The organism is Mesorhizobium monacense (assembly GCF_056781675.1).
In genome coordinates this window covers 1872344-1891269 of the sequence record NZ_CM165567.1, presented here as the reverse complement: position 1 = coordinate 1891269, position 18926 = coordinate 1872344, and the positions used below count along the sequence as shown (strand labels likewise).

General features: G+C 62.8%; 15 protein-coding genes, 2 tRNA genes and 1 pseudogene. 8 read left to right on the top strand and 10 right to left on the bottom strand.

Annotated features, from left to right (window positions below; all coding sequences use genetic code 11):
• Window positions 1-168 precede the first annotated feature (168 nt).
• The 8 genes from AC1RUK_RS08825 to AC1RUK_RS08790 form a co-directional block, all read right to left on the bottom strand.
• On the bottom strand, window positions 169-1410 hold the full coding sequence (locus AC1RUK_RS08825; RefSeq protein WP_481840220.1) for an OmpP1/FadL family transporter: 1242 nt from the start codon (window positions 1408-1410) through the stop codon (window positions 169-171).
• 361 nt (window positions 1411-1771) lie between these two features.
• Entirely contained in the window at window positions 1772-4555 is a 2784-nt protein-coding gene (locus AC1RUK_RS08820) for a valine--tRNA ligase (RefSeq protein ID WP_481840219.1), read from the bottom strand.
• Between the two features lie 116 nt (window positions 4556-4671).
• Window positions 4672-4968, bottom strand: coding sequence for a hypothetical protein (locus tag AC1RUK_RS08815; protein ID WP_481835926.1), 297 nt, complete (start codon window positions 4966-4968; stop codon window positions 4672-4674).
• Between the two features lie 151 nt (window positions 4969-5119).
• Entirely contained in the window at window positions 5120-5971 is an 852-nt protein-coding gene (locus AC1RUK_RS08810; RefSeq protein WP_481835927.1) for a PopZ family protein, read from the bottom strand.
• A gap of 247 nt (window positions 5972-6218) precedes the next feature.
• Entirely contained in the window at window positions 6219-7607 is a 1389-nt protein-coding gene (locus tag AC1RUK_RS08805) for a TolC family outer membrane protein (protein ID WP_436172121.1), read from the bottom strand.
• Window positions 7608-7791: 184 nt separating this feature from the next.
• A complete protein-coding gene (locus AC1RUK_RS08800) occupies window positions 7792-8463 on the bottom strand; it encodes a protein-L-isoaspartate O-methyltransferase family protein (RefSeq protein ID WP_481835928.1) in 672 nt (223 codons plus the stop codon).
• 105 nt (window positions 8464-8568) lie between these two features.
• Window positions 8569-8642: transfer RNA gene (locus AC1RUK_RS08795), tRNA-Cys, on the bottom strand.
• Between the two features lie 137 nt (window positions 8643-8779).
• The gene (locus AC1RUK_RS08790) at window positions 8780-9037 is read right to left on the bottom strand and encodes a hypothetical protein (RefSeq protein WP_481835929.1); all 258 of its coding nucleotides are present in this window, start codon (window positions 9035-9037) and stop codon (window positions 8780-8782) included.
• Between the two features lie 220 nt (window positions 9038-9257).
• Here AC1RUK_RS08790 and AC1RUK_RS08785 point away from each other — a divergent pair.
• A tRNA-Asn gene (locus AC1RUK_RS08785) sits at window positions 9258-9332 on the top strand.
• Window positions 9333-9561: 229 nt separating this feature from the next.
• On the top strand, window positions 9562-9756 hold the full coding sequence (locus AC1RUK_RS08780; RefSeq protein ID WP_436171927.1) for a hypothetical protein: 195 nt from the start codon (window positions 9562-9564) through the stop codon (window positions 9754-9756).
• 713 nt (window positions 9757-10469) lie between these two features.
• On the opposite strand, the gene AC1RUK_RS08775 is transcribed toward AC1RUK_RS08780, so the two are convergent.
• Window positions 10470-11186 (bottom strand): pentapeptide repeat-containing protein, encoded by a 717-nt coding sequence (locus AC1RUK_RS08775; protein ID WP_481840218.1) that lies wholly within the window; start codon window positions 11184-11186, stop codon window positions 10470-10472.
• 976 nt (window positions 11187-12162) lie between these two features.
• Window positions 12163-12912, bottom strand: a pseudogene (locus AC1RUK_RS08770) (helix-turn-helix domain-containing protein); the annotation flags it as partial.
• Between the two features lie 601 nt (window positions 12913-13513).
• Between AC1RUK_RS08770 and AC1RUK_RS08765 the strand changes: the two are divergent.
• The 6 genes from AC1RUK_RS08765 to AC1RUK_RS08740 all read left to right on the top strand — a co-directional run bounded on the left by AC1RUK_RS08765 (window position 13514) and on the right by AC1RUK_RS08740 (window position 18872).
• On the top strand, window positions 13514-13750 hold the full coding sequence (locus AC1RUK_RS08765) for a DUF1127 domain-containing protein (RefSeq protein WP_481835931.1): 237 nt from the start codon (window positions 13514-13516) through the stop codon (window positions 13748-13750).
• 245 nt (window positions 13751-13995) lie between these two features.
• Complete coding sequence (locus AC1RUK_RS08760) at window positions 13996-14574, top strand: OsmC family protein (RefSeq protein ID WP_481835932.1); 579 nt, start codon at window positions 13996-13998, stop codon at window positions 14572-14574.
• A 66-nt stretch (window positions 14575-14640) separates the two neighbouring features.
• Window positions 14641-15867, top strand: coding sequence for a flavin-containing monooxygenase (locus AC1RUK_RS08755; protein WP_481835933.1), 1227 nt, complete (start codon window positions 14641-14643; stop codon window positions 15865-15867).
• Window positions 15868-15878: 11 nt separating this feature from the next.
• The gene (locus tag AC1RUK_RS08750; protein WP_481835934.1) at window positions 15879-17162 is read left to right on the top strand and encodes an NAD(P)/FAD-dependent oxidoreductase; all 1284 of its coding nucleotides are present in this window, start codon (window positions 15879-15881) and stop codon (window positions 17160-17162) included.
• Window positions 17159-17611, top strand: coding sequence for a MaoC family dehydratase (locus tag AC1RUK_RS08745; RefSeq protein ID WP_481835935.1), 453 nt, complete (start codon window positions 17159-17161; stop codon window positions 17609-17611). The genes AC1RUK_RS08750 and AC1RUK_RS08745 overlap by 4 nt, the downstream gene beginning before the upstream one ends.
• 10 nt (window positions 17612-17621) lie before the next feature.
• On the top strand, window positions 17622-18872 hold the full coding sequence (locus AC1RUK_RS08740) for an MFS transporter (protein ID WP_481835936.1): 1251 nt from the start codon (window positions 17622-17624) through the stop codon (window positions 18870-18872).
• Window positions 18873-18926: the final 54 nt, after the last annotated feature.

Here is an 18926-nt window from a genome sequence, read left to right as displayed (position 1 = left end):
TGTAGCGCGGGGGTTGTTCATAAACTGTTGCTAAAACGTCACAATCGTAGGAGGTGGCGATGCTGCGACTCATAAGCAACGCAGGCGCTTGCCGGCACTGTCCAGCGTCACCACTTCAAACAAAAAAGGCCGGGCGATGCCCGGCCTTTTATGTGACTTTCCAGAGACTTAGAACTTGATCTTGACGCCGCCCGAAATGGCCGTGACCAGATCGTTGCCAAAGTCGTAACTGACGTCCGTGCCGGCCACATAGCCGTTCTCGTCGGTCAAGGTTCCGGAATGGCCGCTGGTCAGCACACCGATCGCGCCGGCCAGGCGAATTTCGACATTCGGGCTCGGCGTATAGGCGACACCGCCACCCAGAGTCCAGGTATCGCTCTGGGAGCCAACGCCGTGTGAGGTACCACGATCCCATGAAATCTGGCCTGCACCGCTCCACTGGTCGTTGAACTTGTGGCCGATGCCGGTGGTGACCGTCCAACCGTCGCGATACATCAGATCAAGCGATGTCATCCTAACCGGAAAGGGGGAAACCGTCGTGCAGGGCGCGAGACCCTTGGAGGCCTGCGAACAAATCGGAATGCTCTGCAACACGCTCCAGTTTACCCACTTAATCGACCCAAAGGCGAGCCAGCCAGGTGCGATGCCGGACTGGAGCTTCATTTCCACCGAGTTAGGCATCGAGGCGCTGCCATAGATCGGGAAGCCAAGTGAGCCGACATTCGTCAGGTCGAGCGTACCGGAGAGGTTGTCGAGCTTAACCTGCGAGTTGTAGACGAGGCTGGCGCGCAGCGCGATCTCTGGGATTTCGTAAGCTAGGCCAGCGCGCCAGCCCCAGCCTGTGCCCTTGAGATCGACACGACCGGTGCCGCCGAAATCGGGCACCAGCGGCGACACAAGGCTTTCCTTGAAGCCATAGACTTCCTGATAGAAGACGCCGCCGATGAAGCGAAGCTGGCCCTTGCCAGCATCCATCTTGTAGGAGCAGGTCGCGGCGTAGTTGTCGCTCTTGATATCGGTTTCCATGTTGGACTGGGCGCCATTCCACCGACCGGGTGCGGTGTGCGCCCCCCACGGCTGGGAATAGTCCACCATACAGTCGACGCCATAGCCGATGGTTGCCTTGGCTCCGATGCGTGGCACCCAATAGCTCTCGCTGTCATCGGCCGTGCTCATACCCGTCAGGGTGCCATTGAACGGATCGGTATCCACCGCGTTCTTGAGCTTGCGTTGCGGCATCACAAAGGTGGCCTCGGCCTCCGTGGCGAACGGCGCCGGATCGAATAGAAGATCGATGTCGTAGCCACCGCGCTCGATACCGCCGGCATGTGCCGGCACCACCACCGTCCCAATCAAAGCCATCGAAAAGCACCCTGCCCCCAGCAGTGCTTTGAGACGCAAATAGTTCATGAATTCCCTCCCCGAAAATACCGGTGCATCAAGCTAGAACCAATTCGGGTTAACGGCGCAACAACGAATTCGCGGGGCGTACATGTACATCCTTGCCAAACGCATTTTCGACAAAGTGATGGACCTTACGGCAGGGGCCTAAAATGGTCTCACCGACCCAAATCGGCCGAAAAAATTTGAAAGATTGGCCCGAAAAGACCCAAAAACAGGCATTTTTGCGGGCATTTGGCCCAATTGTTACATTATGGCAACAATGGGGCTAAAACATTCCGTTTACGTCAATATTAACGTAGCGGAATGTCTGTTTTTAAGGCAGCGAACGGCCGGCCAAGGCCGTTCGAGCACGGCACGAATTTGCCGCTCAGCCGGCATCGCGGACGCGAGCGAGAGCCACCGAAAGCTTCTCCTGCGCCTCGCGATATTCCGCGAGTTTTTCACGCTCGGCTTCCACGATCTCGGCCGGCGCACTGGCAACGAATTTGTCGTTGGACAGCTTCTTGTGCAGGCGGGCGATCTCCTCGGTCACCTTGGCCAGTTCCTTCTGCAGCCGCACCGCCTCGGCGGCCAGGTCGATCAGGCTGCCGAGCGGCAGGCAGATCGTCGCCTCGTTGAGCACGATCTGCGCCGAGCCCTTGGGGGCGGCATCTTGCCGCGAAATGTCGCCGACCCGCGCCAGCCGCTGGATGGCGGAGGCATGGCGTTCGAGCCTTTGGTGCGTTTCCTCGCTGGCGCCGACCACCACCAGGGGCGCGATCGCCGCCGGCGGCACATTCATTTCCGAGCGCACGGAGCGGATGCCGGAGACGAGATCGACCAGCCAGTTGATGTCGGCGGCGGCGGCCGCGTCCTCGAAGTCCGGCGACGGCCAGGCGGCGTGGCAAAGCAGCGAGGCGCGCTCCTTGCCTTCGCCCGCGGTCTCGGCCCACAATTCCTCGGTCATGAACGGCATCATCGGATGCAGGAGCTTGTAGATCTCGTCGAGCACGAAGGCGACGCAGGCCCGGCTCTCGGCCTTGGCGGCCTCGTCCGTGCCCATGAACACCGGCTTCAGCAACTCCAGGTACCAGTCGCAGAACAGGTTCCAGACGAAACGATACGCAGCACCCGCCGCATCATTGAAGCGGTATGAGGTGATACCGTCGGTGATCTCGCGTGCGGCGCGCGTCAGCTCGGTCAGGATCCAGCGGTTGACCGCCAGTTTGGCGTCGTTCAGCCAGAAATCGTCATTGCGCGCGACCTCGTTCATCTCGGCAAAGCGCGTCGCATTCCACAGCTTGGTGCCGAAGTTGCGGTAGCCGGCGATACGGGCCGGGTCGAGCTTCACGTCGCGGCCTTGCGCCGCCATCACCGTCAGGGTGAAGCGCAGCGCATCGGCGCCATACTCATCGATGAGATCGAGCGGATCGATGACGTTGCCTTTCGACTTCGACATCTTCTGCCCGTTCTTGTCGCGCACCAGCGCATGGACATAGACGGTGTGGAACGGCTCTTCGTCCATGAAATGCAGGCCCATCATCATCATGCGGGCGACCCAGAAGAAGATGATGTCGAAGCCGGTGACCAGGACGTCGGTCTGGTAGTAGGTCTTGAGCTCTGGCGTCTGATCCGGCCAGCCCAGCGTCGAGAACGGCCACAGCGCCGAGGAAAACCATGTGTCGAGCACATCCTCGTCGCGGGTCAGGATCTCGCCCGGCTTGAAGTTCTCGAGCTTGTCCTCGACCCAGGCCTTCCACGGCCCTTCCAACGCCAGATAATACTCGATTGCCGCGGCGAGCGCTTCCTCCTCGGTTTTCTCGACGAAGACGCGCCCGTCCGGCCCGTACCAGGCCGGGATCTGGTGGCCCCACCACAGCTGGCGCGAAATGCACCAGGGCTGGATGTTCTCCATCCAGTCGAAATAGGTCTTCTCCCAGTTCCTGGGCACGAAATTGGTGCGGCCCTCGCGCACCGAAGCGATCGCCGGCTTGGCGAGTTCGGCCGCGTTTGCATACCACTGCTCGGTCAGGAACGGCTCGATCGGCACGCCGCCGCGGTCGCCATGCGGCACGGTGTGGCGATGCGGCTCGATCTTGTCCAGGAAGCCGCCGGCCTCCATCAGTTCGACGACCTTCTTGCGCGCGACGAAACGGTCGAGGCCGTCGAGCTCGTCCCAGACGGCCTGGCGCTCCGGCGTCACCTCGAGGCTGGCGAGGAAATCCTCATTGTCCTTGAGCGTCACAGCCGCCTCGGCGGTCAGGATGTTGATCGCCGGCAGCTTGTGGCGCTTGCCGACCTCGAAATCGTTGAAATCGTGCGCCGGCGTGATCTTGACCGCGCCCGAGCCCTTTTCCGGATCGGAATATTCGTCCGCCACCACCGGGATTTTTCTCCCGACGATCGGCAGCAAGACATTTTTTCCCACCAGATGCCGGAACCGCTCGTCATCCGGATGGACGGCCACCGCCGTGTCGCCGAGCATCGTCTCGGGACGAGTTGTCGCCACGGTGATGTAGGTCTTCGGGTTTTCCGGATCGAAGGCCACGCCCTCGATGGGATAGCGGAAGTGCCAGAGATTGCCGTTGACCTCCTGCTGCTCGACCTCGAGGTCGGAAATCGCCGTAAGCAGCTTCGGATCCCAGTTCACAAGGCGCTTGTCCTTGTAGATCAGCCCTTCCTTGTAGAGCGTCACGAACACTTCGAGGACGGCCTTGGACAGGCCCTCGTCCATGGTGAAGCGTTCGCGCGACCAGTCGGCCGAGGCGCCGAGCCGCTTCAGCTGGTTGAAGATCGCGCCACCGGATTCGGCCTTCCACTCCCAGACCTTCTCGATGAAGTCCTCGCGCGAAAGGTCGCGGCGGTGGATCTGCTTTTCCATCAGCTGGCGCTCGACCACCATCTGCGTGGCGATGCCGGCATGGTCCATGCCGGGCTGCCACAGCACGTTCTTGCCGCGCATGCGCTCGAAGCGCACCAATATGTCTTGAAGCGTGTTGTTGAGCGCGTGGCCCATATGCAGCGAGCCGGTGACGTTCGGCGGCGGGATGACGATGGTGAAGGCTTCAGCCCCCTCCTCCGCGCCCGCACCGGCGCGGAAGGCGTCGGCCTCTTCCCAGATTTTGGCGATCTTCGGCTCGACGGTTTTGGCGTCGTAGGTTTTTTCAAGCATGGAAAGCGGTCCGGGCTGTCGGGATTTGCTGGGTCCGGTGTAAATCGGAAGGTCTGGGCCGAGTCAACCGCAAGCGCCGCGCGTTTGTTCCACCTGAGTTGGCCTAATGAGTTCTGTTACTTTGCGGGAAGTCCATGCCCGCATTCGGCGCAGAATTTTGCCTTTGGCGTCCGGTATGGTTTGCCGCAGTCCGGGCAATCGCTGCCATAGTCGGAACAGCGGACATAGAACACGTCATAGACGGTCCACAATTTGAAACCGGTAAGCTTGTAGTATCGATCGGCAGAGGGATGAGGCAGCGCCTTTTGCGCCTCATCCAAGGATGCACCGGTTTTGGCGCGGTAAGCCATGACTGCATCTATCGTTTCATGCGCATCACGCACGACGTCGGCATGTTCTTCGTCGCTCAGCATCGGCACCTCTGCGCCCAACCTGAAGCTGTAAACTCGTTTGCGGCTCATCGAGTATGGATAGCAGGCACCTGCTCCCAACGAAATGCGGGGGCACCCAACTGACAAAACGCCGCCCAAAGGCAGCGCCTGTCACTTCGAGCAACCCGACAGACTATTGCGCGCCGCGTGCGACGCGCTCGATTTCCTCGCGGACCAGCCGCTCGACCAGCGTCGGCAAATTGTTGTCCAGCCAGTCCTGCAGCATTGGCCGCAGCATGTCCTCGGCCATCTCGTCGAAGGTCTTCTTGCTGCGGCTGGCAAAGGCATCGGAAAGCTCGCCGAAGGCGGCGGCGACCTGACGGCCCGCGTGTTCGGAAAGGATCGCAGGACGGGCGGCAACGGCATCGGACTGGCGGGCCATGCCGCCGCTGGAAGCGGCAGGTTCGAAAAAAGGTTCATCTGCGAGTTCGTCCTCGGCGATCTCGACCTCCGGTACGGCGTCAAACGTCCGCGCCTCGACGTTGTCCGTTCTGGCGGTGCCCGCAGCCTTCGCCGTTTCGCCCACGGCGGCGATTTCGCGCCGCCAGTCGGCAACAATGGCATCGCTGGTCTCGGCGACGACAGTCGCCGGCTCGGCCGAACTCGGCTCGGCGGCGATGCTGGCGCTCACTTCGGCAAGCGTCGTCGGCGCCTTCGGCGTGACCGGTGGAGTCGCCTCTGGGCGCACCCTGGTTTCCATGCGGGCCGTTTCCATGCGGGCTATGACCGGCTCGGCCGCCAGCTGCGCCTGCACCTCCGCCAGCGAAACCGGCTTCCTGGTCTCTGCTTCGGCGCGCAGCTCGGCGCGGAACGCATCCACTTCCGGCGCCGGTGGTGCGGCTGGCGCAGGCTGGAGATCTTGCCGCAACTCGCCGGCATCACCGGGCTGCTTGCGGCCGGTGTCGCTGTCTTCGATGATCCTTCTGATGGAAGCCAGTATTTCTTCCATGGAAGGTTCGCGCTGAGCGCTGCTTGCCGTTGCCATCGTCACATCCGCCGCCCTTGTGACCCGTTCTCGATTTCCGTTCCGGCAAAGCCGGATTCGAATCATGGCGACAGGGTAACCGACGGATCGTCATTCGAGAATCCCCATTCTGGGGAGATGTTGGATTTCAACAGATTAGCTCGCGCGCCCAACTGGAAAGTCCGCCGGCTGAGCAAGGGGCTCAACAACGAAAAAGCGCCGCGTATCCATGGATACGCGGCGCTCCCAAAATCCCGGCTGTGATGCCTCAGCGCCCGTCCGGGGTGCGCAGGCCGATCCACTTGTCCTTGACGGCGTTGTAGTGCTCTTCCGGCTTGTACTTCACCACATTCAGCGCCAGGCGATCGACCGACAGCCGCCCCACTGCCGACAGGATGGCGTAGCTCGCCACCACCACGTCGCGCTCGGAGGCGGCAAAGTTGATCTTGGCGCTGATGACGGCGTTCTGCGCGTTCAGCACGTCGAGCGTGGTGCGCTGGCCGACATTGCGCTCTTCGATGACGCCGTTGAGCGCCAGTTGCGCGGCAGCAATGACCTGCCTGTTGGCGGCGACGCTTTGCTGCGCGGCGGTATACTGCGTCCATGCCGAGGTCACGGCCTGACGCACCTGGTCGCGGCTGACATCGACTTCGATGCGTGCCTGGCTGAGCGATTCCTTCGATTGGCGAACCAGTGCCGAGGTGCGGCCGCCCGAATAGATCGGGATGGTCAGCGTCGCGCCGATGCTGGCCGAATTGGTCGTGCCGTCCTGCGTGCTCAGGACGCCGGGAACGGTGTTGCGATAGGCGCTGGAAACGCCGGCATTGGCCGAAAGCTGCGGCAGCAGCGCACCCTCTTGCGACTTCACCGAAAACCCCGCCGCATCGACCAGATGCTGGGTGGCAAGGATGGCCGGGTGCTCGGCGGACGCGATGGTGATCGCCGCGTCGAGGCTCGACGGCAAAAGCCTCGCCAGCGGCGAGGCTGCCTTGAGCTTGCCCGGCTCGTCGCCGACGATCTGGCGGTAGGTCGCGGCACTGGCCAGCGCCTGCGCGCGGGCCGCACTCAGCTGCGCCACGGCGGTAGAACGCGAGGCGTCGGCCTGGGCGACGTCGGTGCGCGTGCCCTCGCCGACCTCGAAGCGCGAGCGCGCAGCGCGCGCCTGCTCGGTCAGGAACTGCAGGTTCTGCTCCGTCAGCACCGCCACCTGGCGGTCGCGGATCACATCCATGTAGGCGCTTGCCGCGTTGAACAGGGTGTTCTCTTCGTTGTTGCGCAGGCTCTCGACCGAGGCCCGAACCTGCGCTTCGGCGGCCGCGACATTATTCTTGGTCTGGAAGCCGTCGAACAGCATCTGGTCGATCTGGACGCCGAAATTGCCGGTGGTCAGCCGCACACTCTGGTTGGTGCCATTGAGATGGCTGCTGGAGTAGTCAATGCTCGCCGAACCGTTAATCGTCGGGCGCCAGCCCGACTTGGCGATGGGCACGCCCTCGTCGGTGACGCGGACGCCGGCACGGGCGGAATTGAGCTGCGAATTGTTCTGGTAGGCCTTGGCAAGCGCGCCGGTCATGCTTTCCGCGGAGGCGCTCAATGGCGAAAGCGCGGTCGCGGAAACGAGGATGGCGGCTAAAACACTCTTGCGTACGGACGGCACGTGATATCCCTCATTCGTTTTGCATGGGAACTACGCCACACCAGCCTCTCTTCCGATTAACTGGCGCCGCGCTTTTATATCGTTCCCCCGCTGACTGCCCCCAAAATACCCGGTTATGCAAATCAGCAACGATTGTTCAAATGCAAGCGATCATGACATCGCCTTCGCTGCAAGGCAAAACCGCTCAGAATTCAAACGCATGAATACGTTCAAATCCGGGTAGTGGCTTAATTGCCGCATTAAATGCGCGTCTTCCGGTTACAACCCCCCCGGATTTGAAAAAAAGCCGGGCTACGCCCGAATTGCCCTGTCCCTCGACTGCGACAAGACGCCCGCCCTCGGAAAGCTGGTCGAACAGCGCGACCGGTACGTCCTCGACACTGCCGCCGATGAAGATCACGTCGTAAGCTGCCTTGGCGGCATGACCTTGCGCCAACGGCGCGGTGACCACGGCCACATTGTCGCAGCCCAGCGCCGACAGCGTCGACCCGGCGGCTTCCGCCAGCGCCGGATCGCTCTCCAGAGCGACAACCGATCTCGCCAGCCGCGATAGCAGGGCCGAGGAATAGCCCGTGCCGCAGCCGACATCGAGCACCGAATCGCCGGCGCCGATTTCGGCCAGCTGCAGCAGCTTAGCGAGCGGCGAAGGCTCCATCAGGTAGCGCGCGCCGCCATTGGCGCCGTCGGAAATGCGGATGTCCTCGTCGATATAGGCGAGATCGCGCTGGTTCGCGCCGACAAAGGCCTCGCGCGGCACGGAAAGCATGGCATCGAGCAGCGGCGCGCTGGTCACGTCCGTGGTGCGGATCTGGCCGTCGACCATCTTCACGCGTCGTTCGGAGAAATCAGCGCTCATGTTCCAACCAATCCGCCCAAACCAATGCGCCCAAAACCAATGCGCTTGCCGCGCCAGGACCGCTCATTCGACCGGAACCCCTGCCCCAAAGGGAGCCTAGGCAACTGGAGGCCTCGCCCGGAATCGAACCGGGGTGCAAGGATTTGCAGTCCTCTGCGTAACCACTCCGCCACGAGGCCTCGTTGCTCCCGGCGTTCCGAGCGGACTCAATATGTTGGCGGCAGAAAGTCGTCAAGCGCTCGCACGTCATTCCCGACGCTTTCCTCGTCGGGGCTCGATACGCCTTCAGCTGATCTGGAAAGGTCCGCTGGCCAGGTCAATCCGGCCGGCGCCGGCGCTCCCACCACACGACAAGCCGGCGCCGGTGGCGGCGCACCAGCGCAAATTCATAGGAAAGCACCAGCAATCCGATCGGAATCATCCAAAAGCCCAGGATAGGCAGGAAGCCGAGGATGCCGCCCAGGATCAGGACGACGCCGATGACGATTCTGAGAGCGCGCGAGCGCGGCATGGTGAATTCACGGCCAAAGACCGTGATTTTCCGCACTGGTGCGTGATCGCCTGCTGCAGTCATGTCGAAGCCAGACCCAGTTCCTGTGATTAAAGACACCCGCCGGCAAATGCCGCAACCGCCTTTTCGCTCTACGGCAGTGAGCAGAACCGCTCATATGAGGGCCCCCGCCGGCGATTGCCAGAAACCACCATGCAAAAAAGCCCGGAAAAAATACGAAATGCTTCTTTGCAAAGGCGAAACGGGTTTGCTATAGGCTGCGCCACTCACATGAGAGCGCTGTTCCCCGGTAGCTCAGTGGTAGAGCAACCGGCTGTTAACCGGTTGGTCGCTGGTTCGAATCCGGCCCGGGGAGCCAACATTTTCAAGCACTTAGCGACACAGCGAAAACGCCGATTTTGGCGATAGGTACGCTATAGGTACGCCGGACCCGATTGCTTGCTGCGAATCCAGAAAAGAAGAAGCCCGCGACCTAGCCCGGGCAGTTTTTGCCGAACGGGGGTATGTGAGTTTTGTCACAGACGCATCGACGCATCGGACCTAGCTTGCAGGCGGGGTGTTCCTGCAAGCGGTGAGGAGTAACTTGGATGCTTATGAAGCTTCCTCTTATCGCAGTTAGTCCCCTTGTCGATTGGCTCAGTCGCCGAGCCGAACAGAAGGCGCGGTTGAAGGCAATGGACGAGCTGACCGAGTCACCGGACGACCTGCTCAGCGACATCGGGATTTCCCGTGATTACATCGAGACCAGGCGCCTGCTGTCCAGCCGGAGGGCAGTGGGCTAACAAAAAGCCCGCCACCGGGAGGCGGCGGGCGCTAGTTCGGGAGGAGTGTCGGGCGCGTCCCCTTTGCCCGTCAACAACGGTACTCCTCGCTTAGTTGGATAATAAGCTCGCGCCGGTTGAAGCTCTGCATATTCAAGCTGCGTGACTTTTCTGCCACAAGATAAAGAAAGCCCGCCACCGTAGCAGCGGGCGAAAATGGCAGCTCATCGCACCTTGCCCTTACGTCCAATGCATGTGCCGGTAAGACGCGCGCGGCGCTTCGGCGCCGCTGTAGAGAGCAGCAAGAACGCGCTGGCTGGCTTCCCTGCGCCTTGGCCTAACGTTTCGGCTCAAAGCCCTGTTCGGCCACACAGGACGGCGTTAAGGCGAAGATCGAAGAGATCACGCCGAAGGTGAAGAGGCGCTAGCGCAGCAGCAGATAGGCGCGCCCATGCCGCTCTGCTCCGGCCATTCTTTTGCGCATATTGGTCGATACGGAACGTCCGATGGACATTTCGATGAAGCGGGCGATTGTTTCGTCCCTGTTGATCCTTGGCCCCAACGCTGACATGGCAAGGCTACCGACAACACGCCTTAGCGGTGAGCGCCGGTCTTTAGTTTACCCGTACCGCAGAAACGTGCCACTTTGGCGGAGGATCTGCGCCCTCCGAAGGCAGAAGTTACAGGTTCGAATCCTGTCGGGTGCAGCATTGCCGCAGTTCGCTTGCCGACAACTATTCCTGCTGGAATTGACAGGGCCAATCTTCAGGCCTCGTCAAGCCGGAAGGCAACTCGGTCCGGGCGTCTCCGCAAGCCATGTTGAGCTGCCACTGGGACAGACCCGCCGAATTGGAAAGATCGAGGCCCTCGATACGGGTCAGAAAGAAAAAAGCGCGGTCAAAGTCTATCGGCGCGGTGAACGTCGCTCCTCGGAAGTCCGCCCGCGCGAGATTGGCAAACGAAAAGCGGCTGCCGCTGATATTGGCGTCATGGAACTGCGCACGCCCCAATTCCGCCTTTGTGAAATCAACATTGGTCAGATTGGCGTCTTGGAAATTCGAGCGCTGCACTTCCGCGCTCGCAAACACAGCGCCCTGCGCGTCCATACGGCTGAAGTCGGTCCTGTAGGCCTCGATTTTGTCGAACCGGGCGCCTTTGGCGGTCGAGTTGGCTAGGGAAGCACGCACAAGCGTTGCCTTCTCAAAATTTGCCGCAAGGAGATTGCTGTTCCTGAGGTCGGTCGAAGTGAAATCAACACCGAACAGGTTCGCCCCGCTCAGGTCCTGTCCTTCTAGGATGAGAAGCTTTTTGTCACACTCCTGCCAATTGACGCCAGGCGTCGCGGCTGCGTCGCAATCTTGAGCGGCAGTGGCGTTCTGCCAAGCAAATACAGTGCAAACCGATAGAACCAAGCCGGATGCGCCGTAAGCCCTGGTTCGTCTCAAAGTCATTGTTGCTGGACCTCTCTGCTACTTGCCGACAATCAACCTTACCACATCTGCTGACACTCGAGCCACGGTGACGACCGCCGTCACGGCTCATTCCAGCACGGAACTAGCGCGCGTTCACCCTTGCCTTCTGTTCAGCACCGTATGCGGTCCATGCGTCTCTTGGCGGCTCTGTGTGGCCTGCAGGCAGCGTTTCTCGACACGTTGGCGGTATAGGTCGAGCTCCCGCTGCTTCTCAGCCTCACGGGCCAGCCTGTACACCTCCGGCAATGGTTGCCGGTCGGCCGGCTTCGCCTTCATGGTCCACTTCTCGCCGCGGTAGCCCCAGTGCCAGATTCCGACGACGTCGGAACCGTCGAACCAGGTCGAGACGTTCAACTTGGGGAAGTACAGCACGCGCGCCGCCCACCAGACCTTTTCGATGTCGTGGTCGCCTGGACCCTTTGCCCAAGGCGTCCAGCCCTTGCCGGGACGCTCGGTAAGCTCGCTGTCTCGCATTGTGTAGCCAAGCCTTGATTGCCAGCATCTCTGAATTAAGTTCACGCTTATGAACACACGGACAGCAGCCGAATCGCGAGCCGACTATGAGCAGGTCATGGGTCACCTTGTCGGTGGCCTTGGTCCACATCGCGTCGATCTCTGCCTGTGTCCGCTTGCGGGGCTTTGCGTTGCCGACCTTTGCTATCTCCGTTTCGATCGCGGCGATCTCTGGTTTCAAATCGGCGAGCGTTGGGATGCGCTCCGGGTTGGTACGGCCAAGGATGAACCGTGGTTCGGCTTCACGCTGCTGTGCATGCCCGGCCACCGCACTCGCGGTGAAGTAGTTCGCCAAGTCGGGATGACTGCGGAGATCGGCGACGGTCCCTCGCTGGTCCATGGTCAGATCGAGAAAGCAGCCCGCGTTGCTGGTCGCGCCGAAGAACGCGATAGCGTCTTCACGACTGGTGAAGCCTGAAGCGTCGCCGCGGTCGATTGCAGCATGGCGCCCGTTCTGCTGCGGGCAGCCCGGCTTGATGCGCTCGATGTCGATGCCCAGGCGCAGCCACCAGACTGACAGCTTGCTGAGGTTGAACAGCGCATTGGGGCTGGCGAAGGGAACGCCATTGTCGGTACGGATGGCGCAGGGCAGGCCGAACTCCTTGAATACGCTTTCGAACACGGTGAAGGCATAGGCTTCCTTGGTGGTCGACAGCGCCTCGCAGGCGATGAGATAACGGCTGGCGAAGTCGGTGATCGTCAACGGATAGCAATAGCGACGATCAGCGAGCATGAACTCGCCCTTGTAATCGGCACACCACAGATCATTGGGTCGACAGCCGTTTGAAAGCGGTGTCCCCGTCGCCCTGTTGCGGCGCCGTTTGCGACGCTCGACCATACCGTGCCGGTCGAGCACCGCATGCACCGTCGAGATCGCAGGCCTGTGCACATCGGGATACAGCCGAGCCAGCCGTTCGCGTATCTTCGGCGCACCCCATGTCGGCTTGTCCTGCTTGAGGCGCACAATCAGCTTCTCGATTTGAAACGGAAGCTGATTGGCGTGGCGGTAAGGTCGGCGCGATCGATCCGTCAGCCCCTCCAGGCCGCTGTCGTTGTAGCGCGCGAGGATCTTGTAGCCGGTCTTGCGCGAGATATCGAACTCCCGGCAAAGCACGGCCATCTTCTCGCCGTCCAGCAGCCGGGCGACGAACTTCAGCCGCTCTTCCATGACGTTACACTCCTTCCAAGGCACCTTGCTCTCCTTGCAAAGGGCCAAAAGTGTAACCCATCTATCCGGAATGAACTGTCACCCATCTCTCGGGAAGGGCATTCTACGCCATGGCGCGATGCTGCGCGCCGGCGTGCGATTTTCCCCAACGCATCGATCCGCTTCGCTTCTGCTGGAATGGCCAGGCAAACAGCAGAGAAGCCGATTGAAGTCAGTGGTAGGCCAGCCTAGCGCGCTGCCCTCGCCCAGGCACGCAAACCCTCGTCGTAGATTCAGCGGCAGTATCGTCGTAGCCGAAAGCACGTAAGAGATTCGCGCGCAGTCGGTTGTCCATCGTTCCAGAGATGTCTTTGGAAGTGGGCTTTTGATCGGCAGCGTTTTGATCGCCCTTGCCAGCGCCATCGAGATATCGCGATCGGCTCGGGCCTGTCGGTCGATTGCTCCGGAGCCTCTGGCGACCTCGCCGCCAAGGCGTCTTCTGCAATAAGGCGACGGGGCGTCGGTCGAAACACTACGAATTCCACGTCAAATTCTACGGGGACTCCAACGCTCGCTCCCCCGGTCGTCCTTCATTGTCCTCCCATCGACGGCGCGAATGGTCGCGTCGCCAAGGATGGAGACGACAATGACGACGATGGATCATGCAAGTTACAAAACCGGCCGCACGAAGTTCGGCCTGCTCGGCTTCGCCGGCCACGCCCTGCGCCAGGCGTATCATGCCATGAAGATGCGCAGCGAGCGCGCCGCGCTGCATGCAATGCCTGACTATATGCTCAAGGACCTCGGTATCAGCCGCTCGGAGATCGACCATTACACCTGCGTGCGCTCCGTGCCCTCCCATACGGACGGGATGGATGGCTGAAGCGGCAGATGACCGGGCTGCTTCGACGGCTAACCTCGGCCAGCAGGCCAATGTAAACCCCGGCATCGCCGGGGTTTTGCGCGTTTCGGCCTCCTCCGCAACGCAGGTTCCACGGCGGGTGCAATGCAGATTCCACGCGCATGCATCGAAATTCCCACGGTCGCACCCACTCTCTTTCAAACGCCTCGACTTCATAGAAGGGCGGTCCGGCAAACAAGCCGCATCAACCATTGGAGTAGAGAACAATGCAACCGAACACGAAACTTGCAAGGCTGCCTCTCAACGGGGTCGACACGCCGAACCTGCTTGCGACGATCAACGCAGTGGCCGGCCAGCCGGAGCTCGCGAAGTTCCAGTTCCGCGCCCACAATGAATGGATCGAGGGCACCCATAGCAAGAGCGTCATGCTCGGCTTCCATGGCGCAGGCCAGGAACTGAAGCATGCCGAGGCCTTTTATGCCGACAGCGACCACCCGGGCGTTCTGTGCGGCGCCGACAACGCCCCTACCCCGGTCGAGTGGCTACTGCACGCGCTGGCCAGCTGCCTAATGGCGGGCGTCGCCAACATTGCCGCCGCGCGCGGCATCAAGCTGACCAAGGTGAAGTGTTCGGTCGACGGCGACATCGACCTGCGCGGCATTCTCGGCATCTCCAATGAGGTCCGCAACGGCTTTCAGAACATCGCTGTTTCCTTCGAGGTCGAAGGCGATGCACCGACCGAGAAGCTCAACCAGCTGATTGAGCAGGCCCGTGCGCGCTCGGCCGTCTTCGACGTGCTGACCAAAGGCGTGCCAGTCACGGTCGGGGTCAAGACCATCCAGTGACGACACGCTGAAAGACGGTCCGGACAGAGGTCCGGACCGCCTCCCTGAATCCAACGGAACGAAACCATGCAACAGACTGACGTCGTCATCGTCGGCGGTGGGCAGGCGGGCCTTGCGCTCAGCCATTGCCTTGGCCACAAGGGCATCGCGCATGCGGTGCTGGAGCGCGGCCGCATCGGCGAACGCTGGCGCTCGCAGACCTGGCGCTCGCTCAGCCTGTTGACGCCGAACTGGCTGAACGGCCTGCCCGGCTCGCCCTATGCAGGCGCCGATCCCGACGGCTTCATGACCAGGGACGCCTTTGTCGAGAGCCTGGAAACCTATGCCGGGCACTGGCGGGCTCCGGTCGAATGCGGCGTCGAGGTCACCTCCTGCAAACGAAACGGCAGCGGCTTTGCCTTGCGCACCGGCGCCGGCGACTGGTCGGCGAAAGCCGTCGTGGTGGCGACCGGACATTGCGATAGGCCGATGATTCCGTTCGCGCTCGACGGCAAGAAGCAGCCGCGGAGCATTCATGCCTCCGACTATTGCGGTCCCGACGTATTGGCGCCGGGCGGTGTGCTGGTGATCGGCGCCTCATCCTCCGGCGTGCAGATCGCCGACGAACTGGCCCGCACCGGCCGGCGGGTGGTGCTCTCGGTCGGCAAGCACACCCGTCTGCCCAGGCTCTGGCGTGGCAAGGACATCTTCTGGTGGCTCTGCGAGATGGGCGTCATGGCGCAGCGCCTTGACGGCCTCGCAAATCCCGAAAGCGCCCGGCGCCAGCCTTCGCTGCAGCTCGCCGGCCGGCCGGACAAGGCCAATGTGGACCTCGCCACGCTGCAGGCAATCGGTGTCGAACTGACCGGGCACGTGCAAGCCATTGCCGAGGGCACCTTCGGATTCGCTGGCGATCTCGCGGCAAGCGTGGCGGCGGCGGACGCGAAGCAGGCCCGGCTGCTCGGCGCGATCGACCGTTTTGCCGGTGCCGCGCGGCCGATGCGCCGCGAGCCGGTGGTCGTGCCTTCAACCTATCCGCGGCGCCTTTCGCTGACGGACGGGTCGATCGGCACGGTCATCTGGGCGACGGGCTATGCGCGGTCCTTTGGATGGCTGGAGCCGTTTGCGCTCGGGCCCGATGGCGAGCTGGCGCATCGTAACGGCATCACCAGCGTTCCCGGCCTCTTCGCGCTCGGCTTCCGGTTCCTGCGCAAGCGCGATTCCAACTTCATCTGCGGTGCTGGCACTGATGCGCAAGCGATCGCCGCCGAGATCTCCCGCTACCTCGATTGCTACGGCCTCAAGGCCGCTTGAGGACAATGAACATGCACACCGTCCCAAAACGCGCCCATTTCGACGCCATCATCATCGGCGCCCGCTGCGCCGGCGCTTCGACAGCCATGCTGCTCTCCCGCGCCGGGCTCAGCGTGCTGGCGATCGACCGCAGGCCCTACGCTTCGGACACGCTGTCTACCCACGCGCTGATGCGGCCTGCCGTGCTGCAGCTGTCGCGCTGGGGGCTGCTCAAGCCGCTCATCGATGCGGGCACGCCGCTGATCGAGGCGACGACCTTCCACTATGGCGATGAGGAGATCACCATTCCGCTCCGCGCCTGGCCCGACCTTCCCGGCCTGATCGCGCCGCGGCGCACCGTGCTTGACCGCATTCTCGTCGATGCCGCGCGCAAGGCCGGCGCCGAAGTCCTGCACGACACGGCCGTCGCCGACCTCTTTGCCGATACGCAAGGACGCGTGCGAGGTGTCGAGATCCACGCTGCCGGCGGCGCGCTGCTGCGGGTGAGCGCCGACATCGTGGTCGGCGCCGACGGCATCGGCTCGCTGGTGGCCAGATCCCGCGACGCACAGGTGCTGCAACGTGGCACCGTGTCGGCCGCCCATGTCTACGGCTACGCGCCGGTCGAGCCCGGCGCCGGCTACCACTGGTATTTCCGCGACGGAATTGCCGGCTCCTTCATCCCGACCAATGACGGGGTTGCCTGCATCGTCGCGTCGGTGCCGACAATGCTGTTCGACGAACGGTTCCGCGGCAACCATGAACAGGCCCGCATGGACGTGCTTGCCGCGCTTTCGCCGGCTCTCGCCGTGCAAGCGAGCCGGGCGGCGAAGGACAGCCGCCTGCACGTGTTCCGTGGCGTGCCGGGTTTCTTGCGCCAGGCGCATGGACCGGGCTGGGCGCTGGTCGGCGATGCAGGCTTCTTCCGCGATCCGATCACCTCGCATGGCATTTCCGATGCGCTGCGCGACGCCGAGGCCCTGGCGCACGCCATTCTCGACGGCTCCGAGGCGGCATTGGCAGCCTACCAGCACGAGCGCGACCTGATCGCCAGCCAGGTTCTCGACACGACCGATGCCGTTGCCGGTTTCGACTGGACGCTCGGCGACATCGGCGAGAAGCACCGCCGTTTCAGCGCGGTGATGAAGGCAGAAGTTCAGGCATTGGCCGAACGGGAGATGCCGATCCGCGGCGTCGCCTCTTCCCGCCTTTTCCAGGGACGGCCGGCGGCCCATCGACAGCCGGCAAGCCAGGTCAAACCGCCGGCCGCGGCCGGCTCGATCACGCATCGCAACCGAATGGGGATAGGACCATGACTGCACATATGAAAGACGGCTGGATCGGCGTCATCAAGGGACGGCCGCAGGTGGGAGCCTTTGCCGAACGCTCGCGGCGCACGCGACCACAGGACATCGAAGCGTTCACTGAAATGACCGGCGACCGCAACCCGCTGCACTACGACAAGGCTTTGGCCGAGGCTTCGGTGTTCGGCAAGCTGATCGTCCAGGGCGGCGTCACCTCCGGCATCCTCAATGCAGTGGTGGCGGAGGACCTTCCGGGCCCTGGCACAGTGTTTCTCGAAGTCGGCTGGAAATTCGTCAAGGCGGTCGGTGTCGGGGAAATGATCACCGGCCGCGTCGAGGTCAAGGAGGTGCGGCCCGACAAGCCGATCTGCAAGATCGAAACGTCGGTGCGCAACGAGGCGGGCGACATTTGTCTCACCGGCACCGCAACGGTGTTCACCGTGCCCCTGGCCAGGGTCTGAGCGCCCGAAGATGGCGCTCTGGCGAAGTGACGCAACACCAGCCGTCCTAGCCGGGGATGCGCAGCGCTGGGGCGTGCTCAGCCTGCTTTGCCTGGCCCTCATGCTGTCGCTGACGACCTGGTTTTCGGCGACCGCGATTGTGCCCGAACTGAAGGCGGCGTGGCGCCTGTCCGGGGCCATCGATGCCTGGCTGACCAATGGTGTGCAGATCGGCTTCGTCGCTGGCGCGCTGGCGTCCAGCCTGGTCAATCTGCCCGATATCGTCAGGCTGAACCGGCTGATGGCGATGTCCGCCCTGCTGGCGGCGACGGCCAATGCCTGCCTGCTGCTGCAGCCTGCGCCGGCCGGGCTCGTTGCCGCGCGCATCATCACCGGCGTCGCGCTGGCCGGCGTCTATCCGCCGGCACTGAAGCTCGTCTCGACATGGTTCGTGCGCAGCCGAGGGCTGGCGCTCGGCGCCGTCATCGGCGCGCTGACACTGGGATCCTCGCTGCCGCATCTGTTCCGGGCGCTCACCGGTTCGTTCGACTGGCAGCTGGTGGTGCTGGCCGCGACCGCAGCGACCCTCGCCGGCTCGATCCTGTTCTGGTTCTTCGCCCGCGAGGGGCCCTATCCGTTCGGCAAGGCGGTCTTCGACCCCCGCCAGATCGGCGCCATCTTCCGCGACCGGTCGCTGATACTGGTCAATATCGGCTATCTCGGCCACATGTTGGAACTCTACGCCATGTGGACCTGGCTGCTCGCCTATGCGCGCGCCGCCCTCGAGGCGCAGCAGCAGGCCTCGCCTGCCTTTGCGTCGCTGCTGACGTTCCTGGCCATCGCTGCCGGTGTCGGCGGCTGCCTGCTCGGCGGCGTGCTGTCCGACCGCATCGGCCGCAGCCTGACGACCGCCGGAATGATGATGGTGTCAGGTTTTTGCGCGCTGACCGTCGGTTTCGTCTTCGACGGACCGCTTTGGCTGTTCGTACTCCTCATCGTCGTCTGGGGTGTTTCGGTCATCGGTGATTCCGCGCAATTCTCGGCGGCGGTGACAGAACTTGGCGATAGGCGATTTGTCGGCACCGCGCTGTCGGTGCAGCTTGGGCTCGGCTTTGCCTTGACGGTGCTTGCCATCTGGTCGGTGCCGCACGTCGCGGCCTTGCTTGGCAGCTGGCGCTGGGCGTTCCTGCTGCTCGCGCCCGGACCGATCATCGGTGCCGCCGCGATGTTATCGCTGCGGCGCTTGCCGGCCGCCGCAAAGATGGCGGGCGGCAAGCGGTAAACCCGTCCGTCTTGCCGGATCACCATCCGGCAATCTCGGCGACGACGGCCCAGC